The organism is Streptomyces sp. MUSC 14 (genome assembly GCF_001866675.1).
Taxonomy (GTDB): Bacteria; Actinomycetota; Actinomycetes; order Streptomycetales; family Streptomycetaceae; genus Streptomyces.
Map to the genome: position 1 here is coordinate 22,972 of NZ_MLYN01000071.1, position 25,842 is coordinate 48,813.

At 69.6% G+C, this 25,842-nt stretch carries 17 protein-coding genes and 1 pseudogene; 10 read left to right on the forward strand and 8 right to left on the reverse strand.

What is annotated here, in order from left to right; all coding sequences use genetic code 11:
* Positions 1-26 precede the first annotated feature (26 nt).
* The gene (locus tag BIV25_RS53640) at positions 27-290 is read right to left on the reverse strand and encodes a hypothetical protein (RefSeq protein ID WP_256257085.1); all 264 of its coding nucleotides are present in this window, start codon (positions 288-290) and stop codon (positions 27-29) included.
* Between the two features lie 402 nt (positions 291-692).
* On the opposite strand from BIV25_RS53640, the gene BIV25_RS38440 reads away from it, so the two are divergent.
* Entirely contained in the window at positions 693-1,601 is a 909-nt protein-coding gene (locus BIV25_RS38440; protein WP_071377190.1) for an ATP-binding protein, read from the forward strand.
* A 919-nt stretch (positions 1,602-2,520) separates the two neighbouring features.
* Here BIV25_RS38440 and BIV25_RS38450 read toward each other — a convergent pair.
* Together BIV25_RS38450 and BIV25_RS38455 are read right to left on the reverse strand one after the other, a co-directional pair.
* Positions 2,521-3,183 (reverse strand): FAD-dependent oxidoreductase, encoded by a 663-nt coding sequence (locus BIV25_RS38450; RefSeq protein ID WP_071377192.1) that lies wholly within the window; start codon positions 3,181-3,183, stop codon positions 2,521-2,523.
* Positions 3,184-3,339: 156 nt separating this feature from the next.
* A complete protein-coding gene (locus BIV25_RS38455) occupies positions 3,340-3,912 on the reverse strand; it encodes a TetR/AcrR family transcriptional regulator (RefSeq protein WP_079177150.1) in 573 nt (190 codons plus the stop codon).
* Positions 3,913-4,047: 135 nt separating this feature from the next.
* Between BIV25_RS38455 and BIV25_RS38460 the strand changes: the two genes are divergently transcribed.
* Positions 4,048-4,785: an SDR family oxidoreductase gene (locus tag BIV25_RS38460; protein WP_071377193.1), complete on the forward strand. Its 738-nt coding sequence runs from the start codon at positions 4,048-4,050 to the stop codon at positions 4,783-4,785.
* Positions 4,786-4,882: 97 nt separating this feature from the next.
* Here BIV25_RS38460 and BIV25_RS38465 read toward each other — a convergent pair.
* Positions 4,883-5,695: pseudogene (locus BIV25_RS38465) on the reverse strand (alpha/beta fold hydrolase).
* 325 nt (positions 5,696-6,020) lie between these two features.
* On the opposite strand from BIV25_RS38465, the gene BIV25_RS54755 reads away from it, so the two are divergent.
* The gene (locus tag BIV25_RS54755; RefSeq protein ID WP_371273119.1) at positions 6,021-6,659 is read left to right on the forward strand and encodes an IS5 family transposase; all 639 of its coding nucleotides are present in this window, start codon (positions 6,021-6,023) and stop codon (positions 6,657-6,659) included.
* On the opposite strand, the gene BIV25_RS38475 is transcribed toward BIV25_RS54755, so the two are convergent.
* Entirely contained in the window at positions 6,639-7,925 is a 1,287-nt protein-coding gene (locus BIV25_RS38475) for an IS110 family transposase (RefSeq protein ID WP_071377195.1), read from the reverse strand. The genes BIV25_RS54755 and BIV25_RS38475 overlap by 21 nt on opposite strands.
* A gap of 761 nt (positions 7,926-8,686) precedes the next feature.
* On the opposite strand from BIV25_RS38475, the gene BIV25_RS38480 reads away from it, so the two are divergent.
* The 3 genes from BIV25_RS38480 (at position 8,687) to BIV25_RS38490 (ending at position 12,445) form a co-directional block, all read left to right on the forward strand.
* Entirely contained in the window at positions 8,687-9,565 is an 879-nt protein-coding gene (locus BIV25_RS38480) for a GNAT family N-acetyltransferase (RefSeq protein WP_071377196.1), read from the forward strand.
* Between the two features lie 94 nt (positions 9,566-9,659).
* Positions 9,660-9,794 (forward strand): hypothetical protein, encoded by a 135-nt coding sequence (locus tag BIV25_RS53645; protein WP_256257086.1) that lies wholly within the window; start codon positions 9,660-9,662, stop codon positions 9,792-9,794.
* 1,025 nt (positions 9,795-10,819) lie between these two features.
* A complete protein-coding gene (locus BIV25_RS38490) occupies positions 10,820-12,445 on the forward strand; it encodes a glycosyltransferase family 2 protein (RefSeq protein WP_071377197.1) in 1,626 nt (541 codons plus the stop codon).
* 12 nt (positions 12,446-12,457) lie between these two features.
* Here BIV25_RS38490 and BIV25_RS38495 read toward each other — a convergent pair whose 3' ends face one another.
* Positions 12,458-14,683 (reverse strand): CDP-glycerol:glycerophosphate glycerophosphotransferase, encoded by a 2,226-nt coding sequence (locus BIV25_RS38495; RefSeq protein WP_071377198.1) that lies wholly within the window; start codon positions 14,681-14,683, stop codon positions 12,458-12,460.
* A gap of 275 nt (positions 14,684-14,958) precedes the next feature.
* Positions 14,959-15,333 carry a hypothetical protein gene (locus tag BIV25_RS54760; protein ID WP_143076780.1) on the reverse strand — a complete coding sequence of 125 codons (375 nt, stop codon included), beginning with the start codon at positions 15,331-15,333 and terminating at the stop codon, positions 14,959-14,961.
* 94 nt (positions 15,334-15,427) lie between these two features.
* On the opposite strand from BIV25_RS54760, the gene BIV25_RS38505 reads away from it, so the two are divergent.
* A complete protein-coding gene (locus BIV25_RS38505) occupies positions 15,428-15,853 on the forward strand; it encodes an SRPBCC family protein (protein ID WP_071377200.1) in 426 nt (141 codons plus the stop codon).
* A gap of 57 nt (positions 15,854-15,910) precedes the next feature.
* Here BIV25_RS38505 and BIV25_RS38510 read toward each other — a convergent pair whose 3' ends face one another.
* A complete protein-coding gene (locus BIV25_RS38510; protein ID WP_071377201.1) occupies positions 15,911-16,189 on the reverse strand; it encodes a hypothetical protein in 279 nt (92 codons plus the stop codon).
* A 1,061-nt stretch (positions 16,190-17,250) separates the two neighbouring features.
* Here BIV25_RS38510 and BIV25_RS51675 point away from each other — a divergent pair.
* From BIV25_RS51675 to BIV25_RS38520, 3 genes are all read left to right on the forward strand, one after another.
* Positions 17,251-17,403: a hypothetical protein gene (locus tag BIV25_RS51675; protein WP_177235562.1), complete on the forward strand. Its 153-nt coding sequence runs from the start codon at positions 17,251-17,253 to the stop codon at positions 17,401-17,403.
* An 88-nt stretch (positions 17,404-17,491) separates the two neighbouring features.
* On the forward strand, positions 17,492-19,219 hold the full coding sequence (locus BIV25_RS38515) for a fatty acyl-AMP ligase (RefSeq protein WP_256257087.1): 1,728 nt from the start codon (positions 17,492-17,494) through the stop codon (positions 19,217-19,219).
* A 2-nt stretch (positions 19,220-19,221) separates the two neighbouring features.
* The gene (locus BIV25_RS38520; protein WP_071377202.1) at positions 19,222-25,683 is read left to right on the forward strand and encodes a type I polyketide synthase; all 6,462 of its coding nucleotides are present in this window, start codon (positions 19,222-19,224) and stop codon (positions 25,681-25,683) included.
* The last annotated feature ends 159 nt before the right edge of the window (positions 25,684-25,842 follow it).

The window sequence follows — 25,842 nt, forward strand, 5'->3', positions numbered from 1 at the left end:
ATGGGACTCGTTGAAACGGCCTTGCTCTACTCGCCCAGCCCCATGATGCCCCCGCCTCGTCGGCCGACTTCGGTGAGGACATGGCCCCACTTCGCCACCAGGACGAACAGGGGCCCGCCGTGCTCGCACTGGAGCGCGGCCAGTTCCCGCACGCCGTCTGGTGACCGTGCGAGCAGCAGCCCATACACACTGGGGTCGTCGCCGATGAAGCCCGGATCCGTGTGCTGCGCCTCACCGTCCAGCCCGACCCAGATCAACCCGAGCAACAACGTGTCCAACTCGGCCCGCACCAGAGGATCAACGCGGTCGCGGACGGATTCCACCGCTGCCCGGCCCAGAAGTCTCGTCGGCCTACCAGGCGCTCCTCAGCCCCGGAAGCCGCTCCCGGGGCGGAATCTCCCCCCAGCCATGACCAGTCTGCGATCATCACCGTGATGTCCGAACTGCGGCCAGAGCCGTTTCCATGGATCTCCATCAGCGATGGCTGCGTTGTCCGATCCGTCGGCCGCGGTCGACATGATCCGGGCCCAAAGTACCTGCCGGACCCGCGATTTCGCCGCGGAGGTGGCCCGTTGCAGCAGCTCGCGTGACTACCCGTTCAGTGCCACGGCCACCGCCGTCTCTCGCCCCGATTCCGCCGTCACAACCAGTGATCATGGCGAGGATGCGGCCCGGTTCGGCAGGATGGAGCCGTGCCGAAGAACCCGCCCGAGTCCATGCAACACCACGTGCGGCAACGGCTGAACGCCCACGCCGCCGAGCGCTGGCCGCAGCTGGCCCGGGTCCACGTCCGCTTCCGAGCAGGCTTCGCCTACGTGGACGGCGAGCTGAAGGACGGCGAGCGACTGCGGCTGTGTCGCCTGCGCTTCACCGGTGCCCTGCACACCTGGGGCTTCGCTCTCTACCAGCCCGGCAACGACAGCTACCGGGACGACATCCTGCCCAGCGGCCTGCCTGCAGGCTCGGCGGAAGAGGCCCTGGACTGCGTGGGCGGTCTCTACCTCAAAGCCCACGCGTACCTCAAAGCCCACGCGCCGGGCGGCTCCGGACCGACCCGCGTGCCGGCGGGACTCGTGCTCCTCGTCGGCCCTCCGGCTTCCGGCAAGACCAGCTTCGTGCGGGCACTGATCGCGCGTGGGCAGATCGACGAGGACGCCGTGGTCTCCAGCGACGAGATCCGCGCAGCGCTTTTCGGCACCTCGCCCACCGAGGCGGACCCCGACGCCGCGGACGCGCGGATCTTCGAGGAACGTGACCGCAGGGTCGTCGCCCGGCTCGCCGCCGGACAAACAGCAGTCGCCGAGTCCACGAACGTCACCCCACAGGCGCGCGCCCGACTCATCGCCATCGCCATGCGCTTCAATGCCTCGGCGACCATTCTGCGATTCGCCCCGGACCTCGGCGCTCTCCTTCAGCAGCACGCCGAGCAGGGCCGTACTGACATCACCGCAGCAGACGTCCGTGCCTACGCCGCAGTCATGGCCCGACACGCCGGGGCTGACCAACTGCACGCCGAGGGCGCGAACGCCGTCCACGACGTCCCCGGACGCCAGCAAGGGGCCACGCCGGCCGAGGCCGCAGCCCACTTCTCTTTCACGTGACAACCCGACCCAACCAGACTCGCCTTCCCGAGACCCTCACGCACTTCTGCGGAACAGCACTGGGAGGGCACCGTAGTATCCGGGAACTTTCGGGCGGATAGGGCTGAGTAAGCTGCCTGACCGGCGTTTTCCGGCTCTGGTGGAGGGTGCTGGGGGTGGTCCTGGTGTTCACGGACGAGGAGTTGGAGGGACTGCGGCGACCCTGTGAACTGCGCCGTCCGGCCGGCCACGGCGAGGATCGGACGCTCAGCGGCCCGGCCCGGCGCGGGGAGCGGGGTGGCGGTGAAGACGTGGTCGGGGTCGAACCGGGACTTGACCGCCAACAGCCGCCCGGCACCTGCCCCGTAGGCGTCGCGGACCTGGTCGACGTCGTCGGGGCCGAGCAGGTTCGGGTATCCCCCGGGCATGGCGTCATCGGCGAGCGAGGCGTGCACCCGGTCCACCCATGGGGCGTCCGAGGGGGCACCGGCTTCCCAGATGCCGACGATCTCGATCATCTGGTGAGGTCGTCGCTCACCGAAGGCCGACTCGGTGACGGGGACCCGGGTCGCCGCGCCGTGGAAGGGGTGGATCGACAGCGCCGACAGGGGGGAGGTCCGGGAGGAGCCGGCCTCGACCAGGCTGTGGACCACCCGCGAGGTGAAGGACGCGGCGTTGCGGGTTCGGAAGTGCGCGTGCCGCCCCGCCGGGAACGACTGCGCCACCCCGGCGATCATCGCGTGCCAGGCGGTCGGTCCGATCTGCGAGGAGATGGGGTCACCCAGAGCGCTCACCGCGGCCGTGGCCTCGGGGCCCCGCCGGGGGGCGCCGCTCCAGGTCGGCATGAGCGCCACGAACGGGGCTCCGTCGGGTCCGCTCGCGATGATCGTCTGCACGCTGAGTTCGTCGGGGGCCGAGGTGAGCAGCGGGTCGAGCCGGGTCAGGACCGGTTCCGCCTGCGACCACGGGTAGACCACCATCCCGCTGCAGACCGGGCCGATGCGGTGCAGCCGCAGGACCGCGCTGGTGACGACCCCGAAGTTGCCGCCACCGCCGCGCAGGCCCAGAGCAGGTCCGGGTCGTGCTCCGCGTCGACGGTGCGTACGGACCCGTCGGCGGTGACGAGTTCGGCGGAGACGAGGTTGTCGCAGGCCAGCCCGAACCGCCCTTCGAGTGGGCCGTAGCCACCACCCAGGCTCAAGCCGAGCATGTGCACCAGCCCGACCGTGCCGGTCACCGGCGCCAGGCCGTGCGACTCGGTCTCCCGGGCCAGCACGTCCGAACGGACACCGCCGCCGATCCGGGCGGTCCGCGCCCCGACATCAACCTCGATCGTGGTCATCGCCGAGACGTCGATGACCAGGCCACGGTCGTGTACGGCCCGGCCGAGCCAGTCGTTGCCCCCACTGAACACCGACAGTGGCAGCCCGAGCTCGCGGGCGATCCGGACGGCGGCCCGGACGTCAGCGGTGGTCAGGCACCGGACGACGCAGGCCGCCCGCGACGACACGGCCGCGTTCCACGTCGGCATGGCAGCATCCAGGACCAGCCGTGCGGGATCCAGACCGTGGGCGCGGGCCACGTCCTCGGATGAGACGGCCACAGGTTCTGCCCTCCTCGTCGTCGCTCCAGGCCGACCGATGGTCGTCGGCACGACCTTCGGTAAGGCAGAAGGCTTTGCGGGGACGCGGGACGCCGTCCGAAATCAACCGTACGAAGTTCTGCGGGACCGGGATGCCGCTGTGTTTCGAGACGACCCTCATGGACGGGTCTTCAACCCGTCCAGGGTCAGGTCGAGCAGACGCTCTGCCTGCTGCCGTCGTTCGGGGCTCGCCGAGGTGAGGGCAATGCCTTCGAGGGCGGCGCCGAAATCGGTGGGGCTGATGTCGGTGCGGATCTTCCCAGCGGCCGCGCACGCGTCCATGAGAGTGCTCACGGCGGCGTGGATCATTTCCCGGCTGTGGCCGTACGGATTGTTCCCCGTGGCGGCAATGGCGCGCAGGGCCTCGATCATGCCGTACTTGGCCGTCACGTAGTCCAGGAAGAGACGCGTCCAGGCACGAAGGGCCTCGAAGGCCGGCTTTGTTGCCAGCAGGTTGGGCACTGCGTCGCACAGTTGGGCTACCTCGTGGCGGTAGACGGCCTCGACCAGCGCTTCGCGGGTGGGGAAGTTGCGGTACAGCGTGGCACTTCCCACCCCCGCCTCCTTGGCGATGCGCTCCAAGTGGGCATCGAGACCCTCTGCTGCGAAAACGCGCACCGCTGCCGTGAGGATCTTCTCCCGGTTACGCCGTGCGTCAGCTCGCAACGGCCGTTGCGCTCCCTCGACCATCAGCCCTCGCCATCCCTTCTCAGGCTCCCCAGCTTGCTAAACGGAGGCGCCCCCACTTAGCCTGGCTAACTGGGGGCTCCCCCAGTTCCACTGTAGATGAATCACAGACCTGCACACCTCGCGAAAGGGCTGGTCATGTCAGGCATCAAGGACAAAGTCGTCGCGCTCACGGGCGCCAGCAGCGGCATCGGAGAGGCAACGGCGATCCATCTCGCCGAGCAAGGGGCCCGCCTGGTACTCGGAGCCCGGCGGGAGGACCGGCTGAACGCAGTGGTGGACCGCATCACAGCGCAGGGTGGGTCGGCCATCGGGGTCGTCGTCGACGTCACGCGCCGCGAAGACCTCAAGCGCCTGACCGATGCGGCACTCGACCGCTTCGGCCGACTCGACGTCCTGGTCTCCAACGCCGGCACGATGGCGGTCTCGCCCTTCGACGAGCTACGCCAGGACGACTGGGACGCCATGGTCGCCACCCACATCACTGGCCTGCTGAACGGCATCGGGGCCGCGCTGCCCATCTTCCGGCAGCAGCGCTGCGGGCAGTTCGTCAACGTAGCCTCCACCGCGGCCTACCTGGTGAAGTCCCCCATGGCCGTTTACGCGGCCACCAAGACGGCGGTGAAGGTGCTGACCGAAGGGCTGCGCCAGGAGTCCGGCCCCGACCTGCGCGTCACCCTCGTTTCGCCAGGCTTCACCGACACGGAGGGCGTCGGCAAGGGAGGGAGCCCCGAGACGGCAGCGGCGCTCGCCCGGCAGCGCGACGAGATCGCCATGCCGCCCTCCGCCATCGCCTCAGCCATCGGCTACGCGATCGAGCAGCCCGACGGCATCGACGTCAACGAAATCGTGGTCCGCCCAACCGTGCAAGCCTGACGACCAGCCCGGAGCGACACAGAGCGAACGGCCGGTCATCGCGATCCACTCCCATGCGCGTCTGTCACCCCACCTCGGCCTGCCACACGATCACGTATCAGGCACGCCCGCGCAGTCCGGCGATCGCGGTCGCGAGGGCGGCCGGCTGCGACAGGTACGGCGAGTGGGAGCTGTCGAGTTCGAGGACCGTGGTCGGTGCGCTGGACACGGCGTCGATCTCGCGTACGAAGCGACGCTGCAGCGCTACCGGGATCGTGTTGTCCTTCGTGCAGACCACGTAGGTGTGGGGCACGGCACCATACCGGCCGGCCGTCATGGTGAAGGCCTCGGCGGGAATGCCGAGCGGACGGTCGGCGCTGAGCAGGCTGATCGCCACCGTAGCCGCGGTCTCGTCCACGTCGCCGTACAAGGTCTCGTGGATCGCGGCGTGGCCGTCGCGGTCGCCGGGGTTGATGCGGACAGCCCCAACACCGGTCGGGTCGCCCCTCAGCAGGCGGAGCACCAGCTCGCCCTGATCCTCAGGGACCGAACTGTAAGCTGCGGAGGGCAGACCGGAAACGGGGCCGCACGCGGCCACGTACACCAGATGAGCGAACAGGTGCGGGGCCAGCTCGGCGGCGGTGGCGACGGTGCCGCCCTGACCGTGCGCCACCACGACGCAGGGCTCGCCGCCAGCGATCGTCCTGATCTGTTCGACGAGCATCGCTCCGGCCGAGGACGCCGTAACGCCAGCGAAAGCAGCGGGATCGAACGGGCGGTCCCACCACGCGCTGGTTTACCTGCCGTTCAGTGCGTGCCCTTCGAGGTCTACGGCCACGGACGTCACGCCGCGTGCGGCGAGCTGCTGTACCACGCGGCTCCAGCACCAGCTTCCGTGCCAGAAGCCGTGGACGAGGATCACTTTGCCCATCGTTGCCTCCCGTTGCCGTCGGTCGCCTGGGCGGCCATCCGTTGGCAACGCCAACTATCGAATGACACCGGACACCAGGAGCGGCGCGTCTCAGCCGCCGTCCGGATCGCCGCGAGATGTGGTCGTACAGACCTGCCGGGTCGAGTCGCCCTTCGCAGCCACCGAGCCCGGTGCACGGCGGATCGTCCCGGCGCTCGTCACGGGGCATCCGGCCCGGGGCGGCTCGGCGTGTGGACGAGTCAGACGCCATGCCCACGCCGGCCGTACGAGGTCGAGTCCTGGCGTGTTGCGAAAGTCGATCTTGGTCGTGGAATGATCACGCGCTGTGGCGCGTGGAGATCTGACGGACGAACAGTGGGCCAGGCTGGAGCCGTTGTCGCCGAAGGGCACGAAGCCTGGCCGGCCGCCGATATGGCCGAGGCGACAGCTGATCGACGGCATACGGTGGCGGACCCGGACCGGGACGCCCTGGCGGGATGTGCCCGAGCGGTACGGGCCGTGGCATCGGGTCTACGTCCTGTTCCGGCGCCGCCAGCGACGGCACGTGGAAGCGAGTCTTCACCGACCTACCGGCCCAGGCGGACGCGAGGAACCTGATCACCTGGGATGTCAGTGTCGACTCGACGATCTGCCGCGCTCACCAGCACGCCGCCGGAGCGGTCAAAAGGGGGATCTTCACAAGGAGCCGCCCAGCGGCGTGGAGGTCGAGCCGGGCGACCACGGTCTCGGTCGCTCGCGAGGCGGGCTGACCACCAAGGCCCATCTCGCGGTCGAGCAGGGGCAGAAGCCCCTGCCGATTGTGATCACGGCCGGGCAGCGTGGGGATTCCCCGCAGTTCCAACCGGTCCTGGAGAACATCCGGGTGCCACGGCAGGGACCGGGGCGTCCCCGCAAGCGGCCGGGCAGCGTGCGTGCCGACAAGACACCCCATGCGGCTATGGGGTCAAGCAGCTGTTGCGAGTGATGGCAGTGTCGGCGGGGCGAAGGCGACTGCCTCGTCGAATTTCTGGCGGGTGGTCAGGCAGTGATGAAGTTGGCCGATCAGGCGGTTGAAGAGGTTGCGGAGGGCCGCGTGGTAGCGGTCGCCGGCTTCCCGCCGGCGGTTGTAGTGAGAGTGGGCTCCGAGTGAAGCGGTGAGTGCGGCGAACGCCCAGTGCCGGCCGGCCGCGGCCAAGCGGCTGTTCTTGACTCGGCGGTGGCTGACGCGACGGCTCTTGCCGGATTCCCTCGTCACGGGGGCCCTTCCGGCGTAGGCCTTCAGGTCTCGGGCCGTGGCGAACCGGGTGCGGTCGTCTCCGATCTCCGCCAGTATCCGGGCACCGGTGAGCACGGCAAGTCCGGGGAAGCTCGTGATGATCTCCGCGTCGGGATGCTGCAGAAAGAGTTCTTCGGTGTCGTGTGCCAGCTCGTCACAGGCCCGGCAGGCCGTCTCGAGCTGTGCGAGCAGTGCGCGTGTCTGCTGCCCCATCGCCTTCTCGACCAGGGACGGCTGGCGAAGCCAGGGGCGACGGAGCACTTCGAGGAGTCTCTCGGTCTCGGTCTCGATCCGACGTTGACGGCCGGCCCGTGTGACGGCGGCTGTGAGCCTGCTCCGGGTGAGCCGGGCGGCCTCGGCCGGAGTGGGTGCGATCGCCAGGATCGCGCGGGCTTCACGCGCCAGCAGCTGTTCCCTCTTGTCGGCGAACGCTTCGAGGATCGCCGGGTAGTACTCGCGCAGATGCGATCGGAGTCGGTTGTGGGCCCGGGTGCGGTCCCAGACAGCGTCCTGCTGGGCCCTGGCAAGGACGGCAATCACCCTGGCCAGGTCAGAGTCGTCCGGCAGCGGCCTGTGCAGCTCGGCGTCGGTCCGCAGGATGTTCGCCAGGACAACGGCGTCCTGATGGTCGGACTTCTTGCCGGAGACGACGTGCCGGTCGCGGTAGCGTGCGACAGCCATCGGGTTGATCGCGTACACCCGGCGGCCAGAAGCCCGCAGACAGGCCACGAGGAGTCCGCGAGATGTCTCGATCGCGATCGGGATGGGTTTGTCCGGGCTGTCACCGTGGTCGGCGAGCAACCGGAGCAGGTCCTGGAAGCCCGCTGCGTCGTCGCCGATCCTGAGCTTTCCGAGCAGTCGGGCGTCTTGGTCGACCACGGCGACGTCGTGGTGATCCTCAGCCCAGTCGATTCCGCAGGTCACGTCCACCGCGCACTCCTTTCGGGCCTTCCCTGTCCGTCCGTGTCGAGCCATGGCAGGACCACCCGGCGACCTAATGGAAGCGCTCGTGGGCGCACCACCCCATCAGCCGTCCGTGGCCCCAGCGGTGTCCAGGGTCCTCGCTCTCGTGAAGAGCTGCACGGCTCCGGCTGATCGGGAGGTGTTCCTGGGAACGGCTCGAACCACGGCACGGTCTGGCCGCCGAGCTCGAATCGGCAGAGGCCGTGCATGCGTCCCTCTTGTCGAAGCACTCCCAGGCGCTGCATACAGTCCAGACGTCTCGCCCGGCCCCTGCCAGGACCGACAACTGCCAATCCACAGTGCCTATTAGGCGTACGCCTCCCGCAAGAACCGCGCCTACCTGCGCCGACGTGGGATCCGGTGCACGATCCCGGAGAAGAAGGACCAGGTTCGCAACCGCAAGAAGCTCGGCTCCCGCGGCGGCCGGCCGCCGACGTTCGACAAGGCCGACTACCGCGAGCGGCACGCGGTCGAATGCGGGACCAATCGCCTCACGCGCCACCGGGCCATGGCCACGAGATACGACAAACTCGCCGTCCGCTACGAGGCAACCGTGCTGGTCGCGGCAATCAATGGGTGGCTGCGACCCCGCGGCCGCAGCAGCCTTCAGTTAACCCTTTGCCGAGGAGCCGATAGACCAGCTACGTTCTCCCAGCCGTCCATGTTGATCCGGACCGGCGCTGTCGACGAGGAGGTGTGGAGCACATGCGCAGGAGTGCCCAGCAGTTGAGCCCGCGTACTGACCTTTGCCACCTCCTCACGACGGAGACACCTTGTCGCTCCGCATCACCCCACTGACCGACCCCGCTCACGGGGCGCACAGCCGACGCCTTGCATGGCTGGCGTCCGACGCCGATTCCATCCCCGTCGGGACGGCCTTTCTACGCCTGTTCGATGGCGGACAAGCGCACCTGGCCGAACTGGCCCTCCACGTCCATCCCGTGGAGCGCCTCAAGGGCGTCGGCTCCCGGCTCCTCGACACGGCCGTGGCCGCCGCCCGGGACAACACCCGGCGCTGTGTCGTCGCACAGGCTCAGGCCGGAACGCCCGGCGACCACTTCCTGCCAGCCCGCGGCTTCCGCAAAGTCCTCACCCTGAGGTACTCCCGCCTGCCCCTGGCCGACGTGGAGATGCCCTCCCTCACCGAGATCGTTGAGCGTCCGCATCCCGGCTACCGGCTGGCGTCCTGGCAGGGAACCGTCCCCGACGATCTCGCCCAGACTTTCGCCGACTCACGTCGCGCCATGGACGACATGCCCATGGAGGACACCGACCACGGCACCACGACCTGGGACGTGGACCGGGTCCGGGCCGCGGCGAAGGCCGTCGAACAGCGCGGCGACCACCTGCACACCGTCGTCGCCATCGACACCTCCGACGGCTCGATCGCCGGGTTCACCGAACTCGTCGTCCCCGGCAGCGGCACAGGCGACGCCCAGCACTACGGCACCGGCGTGCTGCCCGAGCACCGCGGACACGGCCTCGGCCGCTGGATGAAGGCCGAGTCGATCCGACAAGCCCACGGGCACTACCCGGACCTCGGCGGCCTCCTGACCGACACCGCCGACAGCAACACGCACATGAGACACATCAGCGACAGCCTCGGCTACCTGCCCACGCACACGACACTGCAGTATCAGCTCGACCTGTAGAGACGGGCGGACGGGCCGGACCTGGGCATTACCTCGTCCGGCCGTCGGCACTTTCACAACAGGCCCTAGGGGCGAGAGAACCAGGAATCGTTCCATGTCCGATGAGATCACGCCGCGCCCGGTGATCGCCGACGATCTCGACCTGTTCGAGCGCGAGTTCAACGGGCCGGAGGAGACCGGCCAGTCCCAGTGGTTCGGCTTCGGTTCACCGGCTGGCCTACGCCGGTAGTTCGCCGAGACCGGTCTGCTCGGCCCCGACAGCGGCGTGCTCTCCGTCGCGGCAGCGGGCCGGACGGTGGGCCGGGTCGAGTGGTTCGCCAGCGCCTGACGGCGGCCCGCCGCCTCCACCTGCTGGCCCCTGGCGATCGGCCCTGTGCCGGCCGAGTACCTCCTCGACCAACCAGGGCCGAACGGCTCCAGGCCTGGACGGACAGCGCCAACCTCGCCGAGCAGGGTGCGTTGGAGAAGGCGGGCTTCGTCAGGGAGGGCGTGCTGCGCTCCGCGCAGTGGCGCTGTGGTCAGTCGCGCGGCGGTCCGTGGCGCGATCAGGTGAACTTCTCCATGCTCCGCGCGGCCCGGGGCCGTACCGGCGACCACTCAGGTCGCAGGCCATGCGGTGCCGCTGGTCCCGCACCGCGGGCCCGGCGTGACCGAGGACGCATTGCCACCGGAGTGCCAGAGCGTCTCGACGCCGCGTTACGCCTTCGCCGAGCCTGCCGTGAGTGTACGGACTCGTGCGGGAAACGGGACGCCATCCGATCGACGCGGCCAGCTCAGTAATGCTGCTTCGCGCAAGGCCGGCCCAAGTGGCGAAGTGTCAGGGGAACGTCCGGTCACCGTCCATGGCCCTACTGCCCATACACGAGCAAGTTGTTGCCCGGACGAGTACGGGGGAATCGTTCAGGCGACCCCGTCTTGGGCCGCCACAGGCTCAGGGGAGGTGCCCCCACCTTCTTACGATCTCGATCTTGTGCCTCGTCGCTGGACCCGCCGCGCATCACACGGACCGCCGGACGACCGCCATGCTCGTCGCGCTCATCGGTCAACCCGGCTCACGCGCTCGTGCCGGTGCCGGCAGCCGCTCTCGCAGTCCTCCAGCGCGGTATTCAGCGACAGAGCGAGCGCGGCCCGCACAGCCGGCGAACCTTCCCGGCCACGGCGCTACCTGGTCCTACATAATGTAGGAGTTCATCGGGCCCCGCCCACGGGTCCTCTCCCCGTCAAGGGCTGAGAGCGCCTGTCACGATCGCACGAATGGGAGCAAAGTTGTCCAGCGCGAACGACGGGGCGGTTACGGTGGTGGTCATCGCCTACAACGACGCGGAGCACGTCGCGGAGGCCGTGGCCTCGGCTCTCGCACAGGGCGATGCGGTCGGCGAGGTCGTCGTCGTGGACGATGCTTCCACCGACGACACGCCTCTGGTACTCGGGCGGCTCGCGGCCTCCGAGCCGCGCGTGCACGTCGTACGCCGTGCGGTCAACAGCGGCGGCTGTGGCACCCCCCGCAACGACGGTATCGACGCGGCCCGCCACCCGTGGCTCGTGTTCCTCGACAGCGACGACGTGCTTGCGCCGAAGGCTGTGGACACGCTTCTCGCTGTCGCGCTCCGGAATGACGCAGACGTGGCGGCGGGCCTGTGCGTTCGGCGCGAGCTGCCCGGTGGGCGTGAAATCCCCTGGCAGGAACAGTTGTTCACGACGGAGTCGGTGCACGACGGGGTGGCCGGGCGCCCGCAGACGCTGTGGGACACACTGTCGGTGAACAAGATCTATCGCCGTGACTTCCTGGTGTCCCGGCGGATCCGTTTCCCCGACGGCGCCGCGCACTACGAGGACTTCGTGTTCACCGCGCGTGTCTACGCGGCCGGTCCGCGCTTCGCCGTCACGCCCGAAACCGTCTACATCTGGCATGTGCGCTACGGCACCGGACAGGCTTCGATCTCGCTCCGCCGGGACCGGATCCAGAACTGGCAGGACCGCGTCACCGCCCATCAGCAGGTGTTGGAAATCGTGCGGGACAGCGGCGACCAGGAGCTGCTGATCGCCGCGCAGACGAAATTCCTCGAGTTCGATCTCGCTGTTTACCTGAGCGAACTGCCGCAGCGCACGCAGGAGTACCAGGATGCCTGGTGGCGGATCACCCGCGAACACGTGGGCACCTTCGAGGCGGAGGCCGTACGCCGGGCCACTCTCGCTGCCCGATGGCGCGCCGAGGTGCTGCTCGGACGCGAGCGAAGTGCCGCGGACGTCCGGCGGCTGGCCGAGTTGGCGGCCAACCCGCCCCGGCTCACCCCGCCGTACGCCGGTGACGCGCGGCGACCGCTGTGGGACGAGGCGGGTTCACCGTCCGAGGGAACGGGCGAGATCGTGCTCGACGGTCTCGCCGACGCGCCGGTCGCACTGCTGCCCTTGTACGTCCTCGGGAACGTGGGCACGGGGCGTCGGCTCGTGCTCGAACTGCGGCTGGCCGACCTCTACGGCAGGACCGCGCACGCCGGCCCGGAGCAGGCGACCGTCGAGTTGCGGCACCGGGTGACGGGCGCGACGCACCGGTACGAGGCGGCGTGGGAGGCCGAGTCGGGCGGACCCGGCTGGCGTGCCGTCGTCACCGCCGACGCGGCGGCGCTCTGTGAGGGCGGCACGATCACCACCTGGGATGCCTGGGTGACCCTGACCTTCCGGGACGGCGAGTCGGCCACAAGGCCGCTTCGTGCGGGATCCGGCCTCAAGCGGCTGGTACGGATGGGCCGTCGGGGACGGGTGCTGCTGCTCCAGCCGTACGCCACCAACAGTGGCTGTCTCGCCGTGCGCGTCGCGGACGGCCTCTCCGGGATGCGCCGTGTTGTCGCGGGACGCATCAACCGCCGCGCCCGGAGTTGAGCGGCGACGATGTCAACTTCCTGTCGTCGCCGTCCCGTTGCTGTTGGCCGGCTCCGGCAGGAAGACGCTGCGTACGACGCGTTCGGCCGCGTGTCCATCGTCATAGGGGCAGAAGCGTGCCCGGAATCCGGAGCGCTGCTCGGCCACGTGCGGCCCCGTGTACTCGCCACTCAGGAAGATCTCGGCAAGTTGCTCCTGAGTGGTGGCGACCGCTCCGGGCGCCTCGGCGAGGAGGTCGAGGTAGACGCCCCGTGCGCGACGGTACGTCTCCCAGTCGGGTGCGTAGATCACGATCGGCCTGTCCAGCGCGGCGTAGTCGAACATCACTGAGGAGTAGTCGGTGATCAGCACGTCGGCAGCGACGCACAGGTCTTCGATCGACGGGTGGGACGAAACGTCCACGACGCCCTGCGACGGGGCGGTCTGAGGGGTGTCGAAGTAGTGCGCGCGCACGAGTAGGACGTGGTCGTCACCGAGTTCGTCGGCGAACCGCCGCACGTCGAGCAGAGCCGACGTGCGGTCCTCGTGGTCTCGGTGGGTGGGCGCATAGAGGACGGCGGTCTGCCCGGGGGCGATGCCCAGTTCGTCCCGGACGCGGTGCGCCTGGTCGAGCGAGGCGTTGACGAGCCGGTCGACGCGCGGATAGCCCGTTTCGAGTACCTCGTAGCCGCCGGGGTAGACCCTGGTGAACACCTCGGTGGTGTGCGGGTTCGGCGAGACCAGGAAGTCCCATCGCCGGCACTGCTCCACCAGCCGGTCGAAGTTCATGCCGCGTGCGGCAGCGGGGTGGTCCCGCAGGTCGGTCCCCATCTTCTTCAGGGGGGTGCCGTGCTGTGTCTGCACCAGCACCGCGCCCCGTCGCTTGGGCAGCTCATAAGGGAAGTTGACGTTGTTGACCAGATATTTGGCCCGCGCCATCGTGCGCAGACACCGTGCCGATCCGTCCACGACGTAGTCGACTCCCGGTGGAATGGACCCCGTTCTGTCCTTGGCGACCACCCACACGCCGCGGATGGCGGGCGTGAGTTCGCGGGCCTTCTCGAAGACGGCCGCCGGGTTGCAGGCGTAACCACGGCTCCAGTAGGCGGCGTAGACGGCGAGCCTGTCATCGACGGGAAGCACCAGGCAGGCACGGTAGTAGGCCCGCCGCACGGCCGTTGCCGCGAGTCGGGGTGCCCGGCGTGCCGCACGGCGCGCCCGGCCGAGGGCGGTACGAAGTGCGAGGCGGAGCCGGTTCACCGGTTCCATGGCCGCGTACGCGGGATAGGCACCCCGCTCCACCAGCCGGTACTGCAGGCCACGCAGCCCGGACGGGTGAAAGTAGTCGTTCGGCCGGAATCTCCGGAAGTGTTCCGAGGTCTTCCGGAAGAAGTCGCGCCGCATGTTCTCCGGCACGAGTCCGGGGGTGCCGAGCACCGTCGTCGCATGGCGTACGGTCCGGTCGAACACGGCCCTGCGGAAGGGCTCGGCGGTCTCGGCCTCGCGGTCGATGAAGGCGAAGATCCGCTCGTACTGGCCGAAAAGATCGAAGTGCTTCGGGCTGGAGGTGTTGGTGATCGCTCCCTCACGCCCGCGCCGGTAATGGTAGCAGACACGGTCGAGCATGCTGAGCCGGCGCGCAGCGAGCAGGACGGGGTAGGTGACGGAGATGTCCTCGTAGTACCCGTGCCCGAACTCCAGGTCCAGGCCGAGCAGGAACTCTCTGCGCAGCACCCTGCTCCACGCGGTCATGATGAGGTCCAGGGTGCCGGGGCGCTCTGCGAGCGTGAACGTCTCGGGCGCGCCCCGGAACTGATGCGCACGCACATTGCGCTCCACGGCTCCGTCCGGGGCGACGAGGGCGTGGTCGACGAGAAGTACGTCAGGCTCGGTCCGCCGCAGCCGCGCAGCGACCGCGGCGAGCGCTCCGTCGGTCAGCCGGTCGTCGCTGTCGACGAACCACACGTAGTCCCCCTTGGCCTGGGCCAGGCCCTCGCTACGCGCTCGGCCGAGGCCGACGTTCTGCGGCAGGTGGACCACGCGCAGCCGCTGGTCCTGGGCCGCGTACGCGTCGAGAAGGGCACCGCTGTCGTCAGGGGAACAGTCGTCCACGGCCACGACCTCGACACCTCGAAAGGACTGCGAGGCCCCGAGGATCGAGTCGAGGCACTCCGGCAGATACTCCTGCACCCGGTAGACGGGGAGGACGACGCTGATGAGCACCTCTTCGGACGGCTGCACGGCCGGGGTGTCCGCCATTACCACAGGGCCTCCAGGAAAGTGTTGACATGTGTGTTCCACGCTCGGACCGGAGTCCACCGATGCCAGGGCTTGCCTCGGGATTCCGCCGAGCCACTTCGTGCGCCTGTGCGCTGTCGGTCGCTGTACCGACCAAGCCGATGCGGCACCGGTCCGATGACGGCGTTCCGCCGCACTCGTGAGGTCATATCGCGCCATTCCCTGACATGAAGGAACCAACCACCCTGACCAGCGACACACCAAGGCGCCCCTTCGCAGGGGAACGCGGCGGTTCCTCAAGCACACACTAGTCCTACATGTTGTAGTAGGACCAGCGCGGCCGTTCCGGGCATGACGAGCTGGATACACCGGACATATCGAAGAGCAATGGCATCGCGCTCGAAATCCGGCAGAAACACCAACCAAAAGGGTGAATCAGTAGAGAATCCGCAGGCGACAAGGGACCTGCGGCTGATGGTGTCGATGCGGTGGATGGACAGGGTCCGCTCGCGCCGGTGCCAGAAGGCGAACACGACCGTCAGGACGATCGCGAAGACCCAGGCGCTCGTCTCCAGCGGCGCACCCACGGTGCCGGTGAGGTCGCCGCTGACCAGCGTGTGGACGACGCCGATCAGTGCCACCGCCGACCAGTGGCCGACCTCCGGAGCCACCTGGCTCTCAGCTCTCCCCTCCCCTGCCGGTTCCTGCCGGGCGCACACTGTGAGCAGAAGGCGATGCGTCATGAGATGCACGCGGAGGTGAGCCATGAGCACCCTCGAACTGCACGTCGATATCGACGTTCCGATCGATACGGCCTGGGAGAAAATTCACCAGGTGGAGAACTATCCACGCTTCGTGCAAGGAGTGCGGGGCGCGCGCACGGGGGCCGGAGGCCGAGCACAGCTGGAGGTCGAGGCAAGGGGCGGAGCGCGGGAGGTCGAGGCCGAGGTCTCCGACCGCGGCGAGCGCGTGATGGAGTGGCTGAGCGTGGGCGCCCCCGAGCTGACGGGTTCCTTCTCGCTCGAGCCGATCGACCAGAACCACACCCGGATCCAGGCACGCCTGGAGTACGACCCCGACACCGTCCGGGACACCTTCGGCGGACCCAAGGGGTTCGCCCAGACGAACGCGATCGAACGACTCGTCCGCGGCGACCTGGAGCACTTCAAGGAATACGTGGAACGGAGGTAGCCGCAGGAAGACCGTGAGCGCGGTGACGTCAGACAGGCGGTCGGCCGTTCGCCGTGGTCAGGTGTCGATCACGGCATCGCAGTCGGGGCAGACCACGGATGCGTACTCCGCCGGGTACCACCGTGCTCCGGGGCGCTCGGAGGGCTTCCAGTCGGCCGCCTCCATGGCGAAGGTGTCCTTGCCGCACAGGGTTCTCGGCCCGGTGGCGGTACGCGTCCCCGGGGCGACCGGCGCCGCGTGCACCTTGCGCACGCGCCGTTCCGCGCCACTCGGCACCCCTGTGGAGGAGCGCGTTGCCACAGGCTTGTCGAGTTCGTAGACGACGATCTCGCTCATGTCTCCACCGTAGGCCGTCGCGAGGCCGAACCGTCCACGCCCAGCCGTACAGGTCTGCGATCGGCCCTCCCGGCGTGCGCGGCCGCCTGGTCTGGTGGCGGGACATGTACACCGTTCCGACCGGCCGGCGGTGCAGGAGTCGACGCGTGCCTCGGCCCCGCCACGGCGGTCTCGGACGCGGCCACTGATGGGCTGCTGCGCGAGAGGGCGGACCTGGACCTGTTCCGTGAGACGGGGCTCAGCGCCTCGGACCGGTCGTCGATGTGCACGGCGGGTGCGCCCTGACGGGCCACTCCACTGGCTGAGCGTCGGCTTCGCCCCGGAACCCGACGGCGGTCGGCCGACCGGTCCGGGACCGGTGCGCCGCACGGCTGTGCTGCGCCGTGGCGACGGGGGGCTGATCATGCAGGACGAGAGTCTTTCGTCGTCGACAGATCTTGACCCCGTCGCTGCTGGACGTCGACAGTGCCGGTCATTGACGAACGCGACGAACGCCTATGACAGAAACCCGCCCCGGGAACTCGGGGCAAGCACAGGATCAGGGCAGGAAGCAGGGCCGCTGCCATGCTTCTCGACCGACGCATGACGCAGGGGCCCGATGGTTCGGTTGCCGAGCGTGCGGCTCCTGATTTGCCCGGGCCGACGCACGCCCCCCTCGGACCGGGCGCCGGGGTGCGCATGGGGCAGGCAGCCGATGGGGGTTCACCCGCCTGCCCCTCGTTGCGCGACTACCCGCTCGGAATTTGGGGGCGAGCAGGTGCCACGAGGCCCCTGAGTCCCAGGGTCCACTCCTACAGCGCACTGGAGTACCGGGCCGTCACACCCCTGCCGCACCACACGTAAACACGGATCTTCGAGCCGGGAGAGCAGGGGCGGGCCCGGCACGGGCGAAACCGGGCCCGCCGCAGCACGTCGTCGTCTGCAAACCCTCCCCGGAGGATGGGAACGGTTGCCGGGTACGACCGTTGGACAAGCCGCCGGGCCCGGACCGCTTTCCAGCACCGTGCAGGCCGCCACGCGGCCAACGGCCATCACCATCTGCGCGATCGCCGACCACCCTGGTGGCCACAGGACACTCCGTCGACGTCGCCGAGAACCTCGCCGCGGCCGTCCCCGATCCACGACTCCACACCGTCGGGCGCCGAGGAGCCCCGAGTACCCATCACGCCGAAGTCGCCGAACTGATCAGCGACTTCCTCAACAGTCCGTCCTGAACATCGGTGGGCCCTCGATAAGCTCGGCCGAGATGTCCAGGAGTGCGTACGGACGGCCCCCGGAATCCTGCTAGTCAAGGTAGGTGAAATGCAGATGTCCCTGACCGACAGCCATTCCTCCGACGATGAGGTGCCAGCCGATCTGCAGCTGCTGACCAGCTACCTCTTCGACAGATCGCACTCGGACGCTCCTGCGTTCACCTTTCTCGACCACGCGTCCGACCGTGAGGGCATCGAGCGCACGGTGACGTGGGCCGGACTGGCGGAGCGGGTCCGCGCGGTCGCCGTCGAGCTGAGCAGGGTCACCTCGCGTGGTCAGCGGGTGGCGATCCTCGCACCGCAGGACCTGACGTATGTGGTCGCCTTCCTCGGTGCCCTGCACGCCGGAACCGTTGCGGTGCCGTTGTTCGCCCCGGAAGGCAGCCAGCACACTGGTCGGTTGGTCCACGTCCTGTCCGACTGTGCGCCCGAGGTGTGGTTGACCTCACTGGACGCGCTCGAAAAAGTGCGCGCTCTCGCGGAGAACGACTCGGTCCCCCGGCCGAAGCACATCATCGCCGTGAACGATCCAGCCCAGCCGGACGGTGATTTCACGGCCCCCGACATCGGCCTCGACGAACCCGCCTACCTGCAGTACACCTCGGGATCCACGCGAGATCCGGCCGGTGCGGTGATCACGCACCGCGCGGTGGTCGCCAACTCGTGGCAGGCCGCGGCCGCTTACCGGGCGACCACGGACTGGACCGTCGTCGGGTGGCTGCCGTTCTTCCACGACATGGGCCTGATCCAGCAGCTGGCCGCGCCGGTGTTCGCGGGGTGCCGGTCGGTGTTCATGACTCCGTTCGACTTCGTGAAGCGCCCTGTGCGCTGGCTGCGGGCCATGTCGGGGCGAGCCGCCGTCATGTCGTCCGCACCGAACTTCGCCTTCGAGTACGTGTCCCGCAAGACCAGTGAGGCCGACCGCGCCGGGCTGGATCTTTCCGGCGTACGGGTACTCATCATCGGCAGCGAGCCGGTGCGGGCAGGCACCATCGCCGAATTCCAGCGGATGTTCGGCCCGCACGGTCTGGCAGCCACCGCGCTTCGGCCGTCGTACGGACTGGCCGAGGCGACCGTCTTCGTCACGGCGACGGACGACGCGGGTCCGGTGGTAACCGCGTTCGAGCGGGCCGCACTGGCCGGGCACCGTGGTGTACCGGTCGGGCCGGGAACGTCAGGGGCGCTCGAACTGGTGGCTGCCGGAAGGCCGGTGGGTCTGAGCGTCCGCGTCGTTCATCCGGAACGACTCGTCGCTCTTCCGGACGGAACGGTCGGCGAGATCTGGGTCGACGGCCCCAATGTGGCGGACGGCTACTGGCAGCAGCCCGAGCGGAGCGCGGAAACCTTCGGTGCGCGACACGGCGACGCCCCCGGCCGCTGGCTGCGGACCGGCGACCTCGGCATGATCCACGACGGTCTGCTCTATGTCACCGGCCGGCTCAAGGACCTCATCATCATCGACGGCAGAAACCACTACCCACAGGACATCGAGGCCACCGTGTGCGACGCACACCCCGCGATCCGGCGCGACGGTGTCGCTGCCTTCCCCGTACACGACGAACACGGTGTGGAGGGCGCCGCCGTGGTGGCCGAGTACCGTCGCGGCGGCGACGTCGACGAGGCCGAGGTCAGCCGCGCCGTCCGGCGAGCGGTCTCCACAGCGCACGACGTGAAGCTGCGTGGCCTCGAACTGGTCCCGGTCGGGGCGCTGTTGCGCACCTCGAGCGGGAAGGTCGCCCGGTCCGCGACCAAACAGCACCATTGGGGGCGGGGATGACCATGGCCGACCGCATCCGGCGACGGCTCGTCGAGCGGATCGCCGAGGTCTGTCAGCTGGACGAGGACGACGTCGATCCGGCGCTTCCGCTGCGGGAGTTCGGACTGTCCTCACGCGACGCCGTCGAGCTTTCGGGTGAGTTGGAAGAATTTCTCGGGCGGACCGTGCCGGCGACCCTGCTGTGGGACCATCCGAGCATCGACCGGCTCGTCGACGCATTGACCGAGACGCGTGAGCCGGACGCGCCACCCGTCTCTCCCCTTGTGTCCGGGGACCCGATCGCCGTGGTCGGCCTCGGTTGTCGGCTGCCCGGCGGCGTGCACGGGCCGGAACAGTTCTGGCGGCTGCTCACCGACGGCCGCGACGGCGTGTCGGAGGTTCCGGCCGTCCGCTGGGCCGAGTACGCCTCGGTGACCGATCGGGTGACGCGGTGGGGTGGGTTCCTGCACGACGTCGCGGGCTTCGACGCGGAGTTCTTCGGCATCGCGCCCGCCGAGGCCGCGCGGATGGACCCGCAGCAGCGCATGCTGCTGGAGGTCGCCTGGGAGGCGCTGGAGCACGCGGGGATCGCGCCCCGGTCGCTGCGCGGAAGCGATACCGGCGTGTTCGTCGGCATCAGCGGTACCGAGTACGGGGCTCGGTCGATCGGCGACCTCTCCGCTGTCGACTCCTGGGCGGCGACCGGCGCGGCGCTGTCGATCGCTGCGAACCGCCTGTCCTACCTGCTCGACCTGCGCGGCCCCAGCCTGGCCGTGGACACCGCGTGCTCGTCGTCGCTGGTCGCGGTTCACCTGGCGGTGCAGAGCCTTCGGTCGGGTGAGTGCGAGGTCGCCCTGGTCGGCGGAGCGAACCTGCTGCTCGGACCGGGCGTGACGGCATGCTTCGACGAGATGGGTGTCAGCTCGGCCGACGGTCGCTGCAGGCCGTTCTCGGCTGATGCCGACGGGATCGTGCGCGCCGAGGGCGTGGGCGTCGTCGTACTCAAGCGGCTTTCGGACGCGCAGGCAGCGGGTGACCGCGTGCTGGCACGGATTCGCGGCACCGCGATCAACTCCGACGGCCGCTCCAACGGGTTGACCGCTCCCAACGGTGCAGCACAGCAAGCGCTGCTGCACGCGGCCTGTCGGCAGGCCGGGGTCGATCCCTCCGAGGTGGACTACGTCGAGGCACACGGCACGGGTACGCTGCTCGGCGACCCGATCGAGGCGCGCGCCCTCGGGATGGTGTTCGGCGCCGGGCGTCGACAACCGCTCCTGATCGGATCCGTCAAGAGCAACCTCGGCCACCTGGAGGCTGCGGCCGGCGTTGCCGGGCTGATCAAGACGGTGCTGGCGCTGCACCACGGGCTGATCCCGCCCAGCATCCACTGCTCGCCTCCTCACCCGCGCATTCCGTTCGGTGATCTCGGCGTGGTCGTGGCGGACTCGCTCCGGTCCTGGCCCGGCGCCGGTCGGCCGGCTCTGGCCGGCGTCTCCGGCTTCGGTTTCGGCGGCACCAACGCCCACGCGGTCCTGGAACAGGACCGTGGTACGGCGATCCCGCAAGGCATCCAGCCACAGGACGCTCCGCGCCGATTCCTGGTGGGTGCGGCCAGTACGGAAAGGCTGCGGGAGCATGCGGTGGCGCTGGCCGAGTGGGTACGGGACACCCGGCCCGCGCCGGGGGACATCGAGTACACACTGGCCCGCCGACTCGACGGGCGGCGCCGGGCGGCGGTCGTGGCGAGGACCCGGGAGGACCTGATCGCGGGGCTCCGGAACCTGGCCCCCGAGGAACTGCCCACCCTCGCACAGGGACCCGTGTTCGTGTTCTCCGGGCACGGGTCCCAGTGGGCGGGCATGGCCCGGCAACTCCTCGCGGAGGAACCGGTGTTCGCGGCGGCCGTCGACCGACTCGACCCGGTCATCCGAGCCGAGGCCGGTTTCTCCCTGCGGGAAGATCTGCTCGCCGGTGTCGACGCGACCACGATGGACCGCGTCCAGCCGCTCGTGTTCGGCATCCAGCTGGCGCTGACCGAGCTGTGGCGGCACTACGGCGTCCACCCGGCCGCAGTCATCGGCCACTCCTTCGGCGAGGTCGCGGCGGCGGTCGTCGCCCGGGCACTCACCGTGGCCGACGGAGCTCGGGTGGTCGCGCTCCGCTCGAAGCTGCTGGCCTCGCTCGCCGGCGACGGCGCCATGGCGCTGCTGGAGGCAGCCGCCGAGGAGGCGGCCGAGCTCGTGGCGAACGACCCCGGCGTGAGCATCGCCGTGCTGTCCGCACCGGGACAGACGGTCATCGCGGGCGATGCCGTGCCAGTACGCCGCATCGTGGCCGAAGCAGAGGCCGACGGAAGACTCGCTCACCTGCTCAGGCTCGACGTCGCCGCGCACTCGCCCATCGTCGACCAGATCACACCCGCACTGGTGGACGGTCTGTCCGGAATCACCGCTCAGCCTGCCGTGATTCCCGTGTACAGCACAGTTACCGACGGCCGGCCAGCCTTCGATCCCGACTACTGGGCACAGAACCTGCGCAAGCCGGTGCTGTTCACAGCGGCCGTGGCCACGGCCGCCGAAGACGGCTTCCGCGCATTCGTCGAGGTGTCGCCCCATCCCGTGCTGCGACACGCCGTGTCCGACAATCTCGCCGGACGATCCGACACCCTGGTGCTGTCGAGCCTGCGCAACTGTCCTGACGAGGTCGGGCACTTCCACTCGCAGCTCGCCACCCTCGAACTAGCCGCTCAGGCCGAACCGCCACGCGACGGCCGGATCATCGACGTTCCCACGACCCCCTGGCGGCACACCCGGCACTGGCTCCCGCCCCTGAAGGCCACGCTGCCCCCAGGTGACCATCCGCTCCTCGGTGTCCACACCGAACTACCCGATGGCGGCGGTCACGTGTGGCGGTCCGATCTCGGCACGGCCGCGCATCCGTGGCTCGCGGACCACCGCCTCGACGGTCGTCCGGTCCTGCCCGGCGGGGTGGTTCTGGAGATGGCGACCGCCGTGTCCAGCACGGCATGGGGCGTTCGGCCCGAACAGGTCGTGCTGCGCGCTGTCACGATGCACCTGCCACTCGCACTCGACGACCACACCACCGTCACGACGACGTTCGCAGACGGCACGATCCGGATGCACACCCGGGCGGCGGACGGAACCTGGCTGCTGCACGCGAGCGCCGAAGCGTCCGTCGCCGGACCCGAGCGCCCTGAACCGTATGTGCCGGCAGTGGACGCGAGCGAGTTCGCGCCCGTCCCTGCCGACGATGTCCGCCGGCGACTGGAGCTCCTCGGCCTGAGTTTCGGGCCTGCGTTCTCGGGCATGCGCGAGCCACGAGTCAGCTCACGCGCCGGGGACGGGCAGCTGTGTGCGACCGCCGAACTCGTCCCGCCTCGGCATCTCGGGCCCGGTCTGCGCCCTGCCCTGGTCGAGTCGTGTCTCCAGGTCTTCGCCGCAGCCCTGCACGACCCCGGTGCCATGTCCCCACGGATGCCGGTCGAGTACGGCACCGTCCGTTGCCACGGCGATCTCACCCGGGGCGTACGAGTCCATGCCCGGCTCACCGAAGTCGACCGACACGGTGACTGGCTCGGCGAGTTGTCCCTGGTGAGCAAGCTGGGCCAGGTGCTGCTGGAGATCGAGCGCGTGGTCGTGCGTGCCGTCCACCATGCCGAGATCGCCGCTCCACTGACCGGGCGGCTCCTGCAGCCCGTGTGGCGGCCGGCTGACCTCGGAACGTGTCACACGGCCGGAGAGTCGATCCTCGTGTTGAGCGAGCGGCCGACGGCGCTCGGCGCCGCGCTCGGCGCGCGGCAGGGCGGCTACGGCACGACGCCGGACGCCGACGCGGTGCTGTTCGTGCTGCCGCCCGACGGCGGTCTCGCCGAGGCCGAGAGAGTTGTGCTCGCCGTCTCCCACGCGGTCCGTGAGCTGGCCGAGTCGAGCCGGCCGCCGCGCCTGTTGCTGGTGCCCACCGGTGCGTTCGCCGTCGGCCCGGGCGAGCCGGGGAACCCGGCGTTCGCATCCTTGCGCGGGCTGGTCCGTGTGTTGGCCTGCGAGCGTCCCGAGCTGCGGCTGGGAGTTGTCGATCTGGACCCGCTGGGGACGATCGAGGATTCGGTTGCCGCCCTGCGCGGCGAGCTGGCCGCGGGCACCGACGACGAGGTGGCGTGGCGGTCGGGCGTGCGGCACACGGCCCGGTTGGAGTGGCTGCCCGAAGTGGACCGGCGGCCCGAAGCCGGCGCGGCCGCATCCGCGGTGGTGCGCCACGACGGCGGATACATCATCACCGGTGGTCTCGGTGGGATCGGCATCTTCCTGGCCGACTGGCTCGCTTGCCAGGGCGCGGCCAGGATCGTCCTCAACGGGCGCTCGCCGGCCGGGCCGGCCGCGGCCGAGGCGATCGACAGGATGAACTCCGGCGGCACCGAAGTCAAGGTCGTCCTGGGCGACATCTCCGAAGCCGGCGTGGCCGAACGGCTGGTGGCCGCCGCAGGTCGGGTACGAGGCGTGATCCACGCGGCCGCGGTGTTCGACGATCGCGCCACGGGCGACCTGGACCTCGAGACACTGCACAGCTCCTGGCTCCCCAAAGCCTATGGCGCATGGCGGCTGCACGAGGTGACGCGCGACCTCGATCTCGACTGGTGGCTGGGCTTCTCCTCTGTCGCCGCGCTGCACGGCATGCCCGGCCAGCCCGCCTACGCGACCGGCAACGCCTACCTCGACGCGCTGGTCGCGATGCGTCGGGCACAGGGCCTGCCCGGCACGTCCATCGCCTGGGGCGCCTGGGCCGATGTCGGAGCCGTCGCCGGGCTGGACGTCCCGTGGCTGCATCCGATTCAGCCGGCGGAGGCTGTAGCGGTGCTCATCGCGGCACTCGGCCGGAACCTGGGGCAGGTCGGTGCGCTGCGCCTGAACACTCCCGCGCTGGTCACGGCCTTCCCTCAGTTGACGCACATGCCGTTCTTCGAGCCGCTGTTGCATCCCTACGCCAACTCCTCGGACGACTGGGCGGATGTCTCCCGGCTTCGACGACTCCCCCCGGAAACGGCACGGGCGGCGGCCTCCTCGCAGTTGCGCGCACGGATCGCGTCGGTGCTGGGCAGCCCGCCGGAATCGCTGGACACCGGATCACCGCTGACCATGCTGGGTGTCGACTCGCTGCTGGCCGTCCGCATCCGGCATGCCGTCCAGCACGACTTCGACCTGACTCTGCCGCTGTCCCTGTTGCTACGCGGGGCGAGCGTCGTCGAGACCGAGCGGTGGCTGTTCGACAAACTGGGCCTGCGCGACGCCGGCGTCCCAGCTCCGCCGATGGTCAGGGCCCGCGACCGTGCCGAACGGCTCGTCGCCGGCGTCTGGCGGGACGTACTCGGCGTGAACGTCGGCGTCACGACGGACTTCGACGATGCCGGCGGCGACCGGTCCCTGGCCGAGCGGGTCACCGCCCTGCTGAAGGAACGCAGCGGACGCGACCTGACGGTCACCGAACTGTTCGCGCACCCCACCATCGAGCGGATGGCGGTTCACGTGCGCGTGCCGGACCGCCCAGGCCCCCACCCGCGGGTGCTGCGGGGCGAGGGCACGAAGCCGCCGCTGTTCTTCTTCCACCCCGGCGGCGGCGACACCACCGTCTACGCCCAGCTGACACAACTGCTCGACTCGGCCATCCCGGTGTACGGGTTCGACCGGGTCGAGGGGCTTTCCACGATCGAGGACCGGGTCCGGCAGTACGTGCCCGAGCTGCGGGCGGTGCAGCCGCACGGCCCCTACCGGCTGGCGGGCTGGTCGTTCGGCGGTTCCCTCGCGTTCGAAGCGGCGCAGCAGTTACGCCTGGCGGGCGAGCGGGTGGAGGTGCTGGCCCTGATCGACTCGATCATCCCGCTGCCCGACGACACCAGCCGCTCTGCCGCGACCCGTACCGAGCAGCGGTTCGAGCGATTCGTCGAGTTCCTCGAAGTCACCTACGCGCGCCGGATCTCGCTACCCTACGAGCAGTTGGCGGGCCTCGACGACGAAGCACAGGTGCAGCTCGTCGTCGCTGCGATGCGGGACGCGGGGCTGGTCAACAGCGCCGTCAGCGACGCGATTCTGAACCACCAGCGGACGTCGCTCCTGGATGCCCGAGCACTGGAGCGCTACACCCCGCGTCCCTATGACGGTCCGGTGTCCTTCCTCAGTGCGGCGGACATCACGCCGGACGCCCTGCGGGACGACCTGTTCGACCGGCAGGACCCGGCGCGCGGCTGGGACGCGGTGTGCTCGGACCTCGCTGTGATCACCGTGCCCGGACACCACCTGTCTCTGCTCGACCCGCCCCACGTCGACTCGGTCGCCCGACACCTCGGCACCGTCCTGGCGAAAGCGAGCCCGGGACCCGCAGCCACTTCGGACGGGTCGGCCGGCAGCGGCAACGGCCACACCGACCTCCGACCCTCATCGTCATCGACTTCACGAACGCGAGACCAGTCCGGATAGCGCGCCGCCATCACGGACACCACCTGTTCACGAGCTCTCGATGAGGATGAGGTTGTTGCCGTCCGGGTCACGCACCGCGAACATGGGCGGCACTGCGGGCCCCATGCGCAGGACCTCCGCATCTGCATCGACGCCGCGTGCGCGCAGGTTGGGCGCTCG

Excerpts from the sequence above, each read along its gene's own strand:
- BIV25_RS38455 (WP_079177150.1), bottom strand. The coding sequence starts at position 3,912 with ATGGTCGAGGGAGCGCAACGGCCGTTGCGAGCTGACGCACGGCGTAAC.
- BIV25_RS38460 (WP_071377193.1), top strand. The coding sequence starts at position 4,048 with ATGTCAGGCATCAAGGACAAAGTCGTCGCGCTCACGGGCGCCAGCAGC.
- BIV25_RS38475 (WP_071377195.1), bottom strand. The coding sequence starts at position 7,925 with ATGGCTCGACACGGACGGACAGGGAAGGCCCGAAAGGAGTGCGCGGTG.
- BIV25_RS53645 (WP_256257086.1), top strand. The coding sequence starts at position 9,660 with ATGTCCGATGAGATCACGCCGCGCCCGGTGATCGCCGACGATCTCGAC.
- BIV25_RS38490 (WP_071377197.1), top strand. The coding sequence starts at position 10,820 with ATGGGAGCAAAGTTGTCCAGCGCGAACGACGGGGCGGTTACGGTGGTG.
- BIV25_RS38495 (WP_071377198.1), bottom strand. The coding sequence starts at position 14,683 with ATGGCGGACACCCCGGCCGTGCAGCCGTCCGAAGAGGTGCTCATCAGC.
- BIV25_RS38505 (WP_071377200.1), top strand. The coding sequence starts at position 15,428 with ATGAGCACCCTCGAACTGCACGTCGATATCGACGTTCCGATCGATACG.
- BIV25_RS38510 (WP_071377201.1), bottom strand. The coding sequence starts at position 16,189 with ATGAGCGAGATCGTCGTCTACGAACTCGACAAGCCTGTGGCAACGCGC.
- BIV25_RS38515 (WP_256257087.1), top strand. The coding sequence starts at position 17,492 with ATGCAGATGTCCCTGACCGACAGCCATTCCTCCGACGATGAGGTGCCA.
- BIV25_RS38520 (WP_071377202.1), top strand. The coding sequence starts at position 19,222 with ATGGCCGACCGCATCCGGCGACGGCTCGTCGAGCGGATCGCCGAGGTC.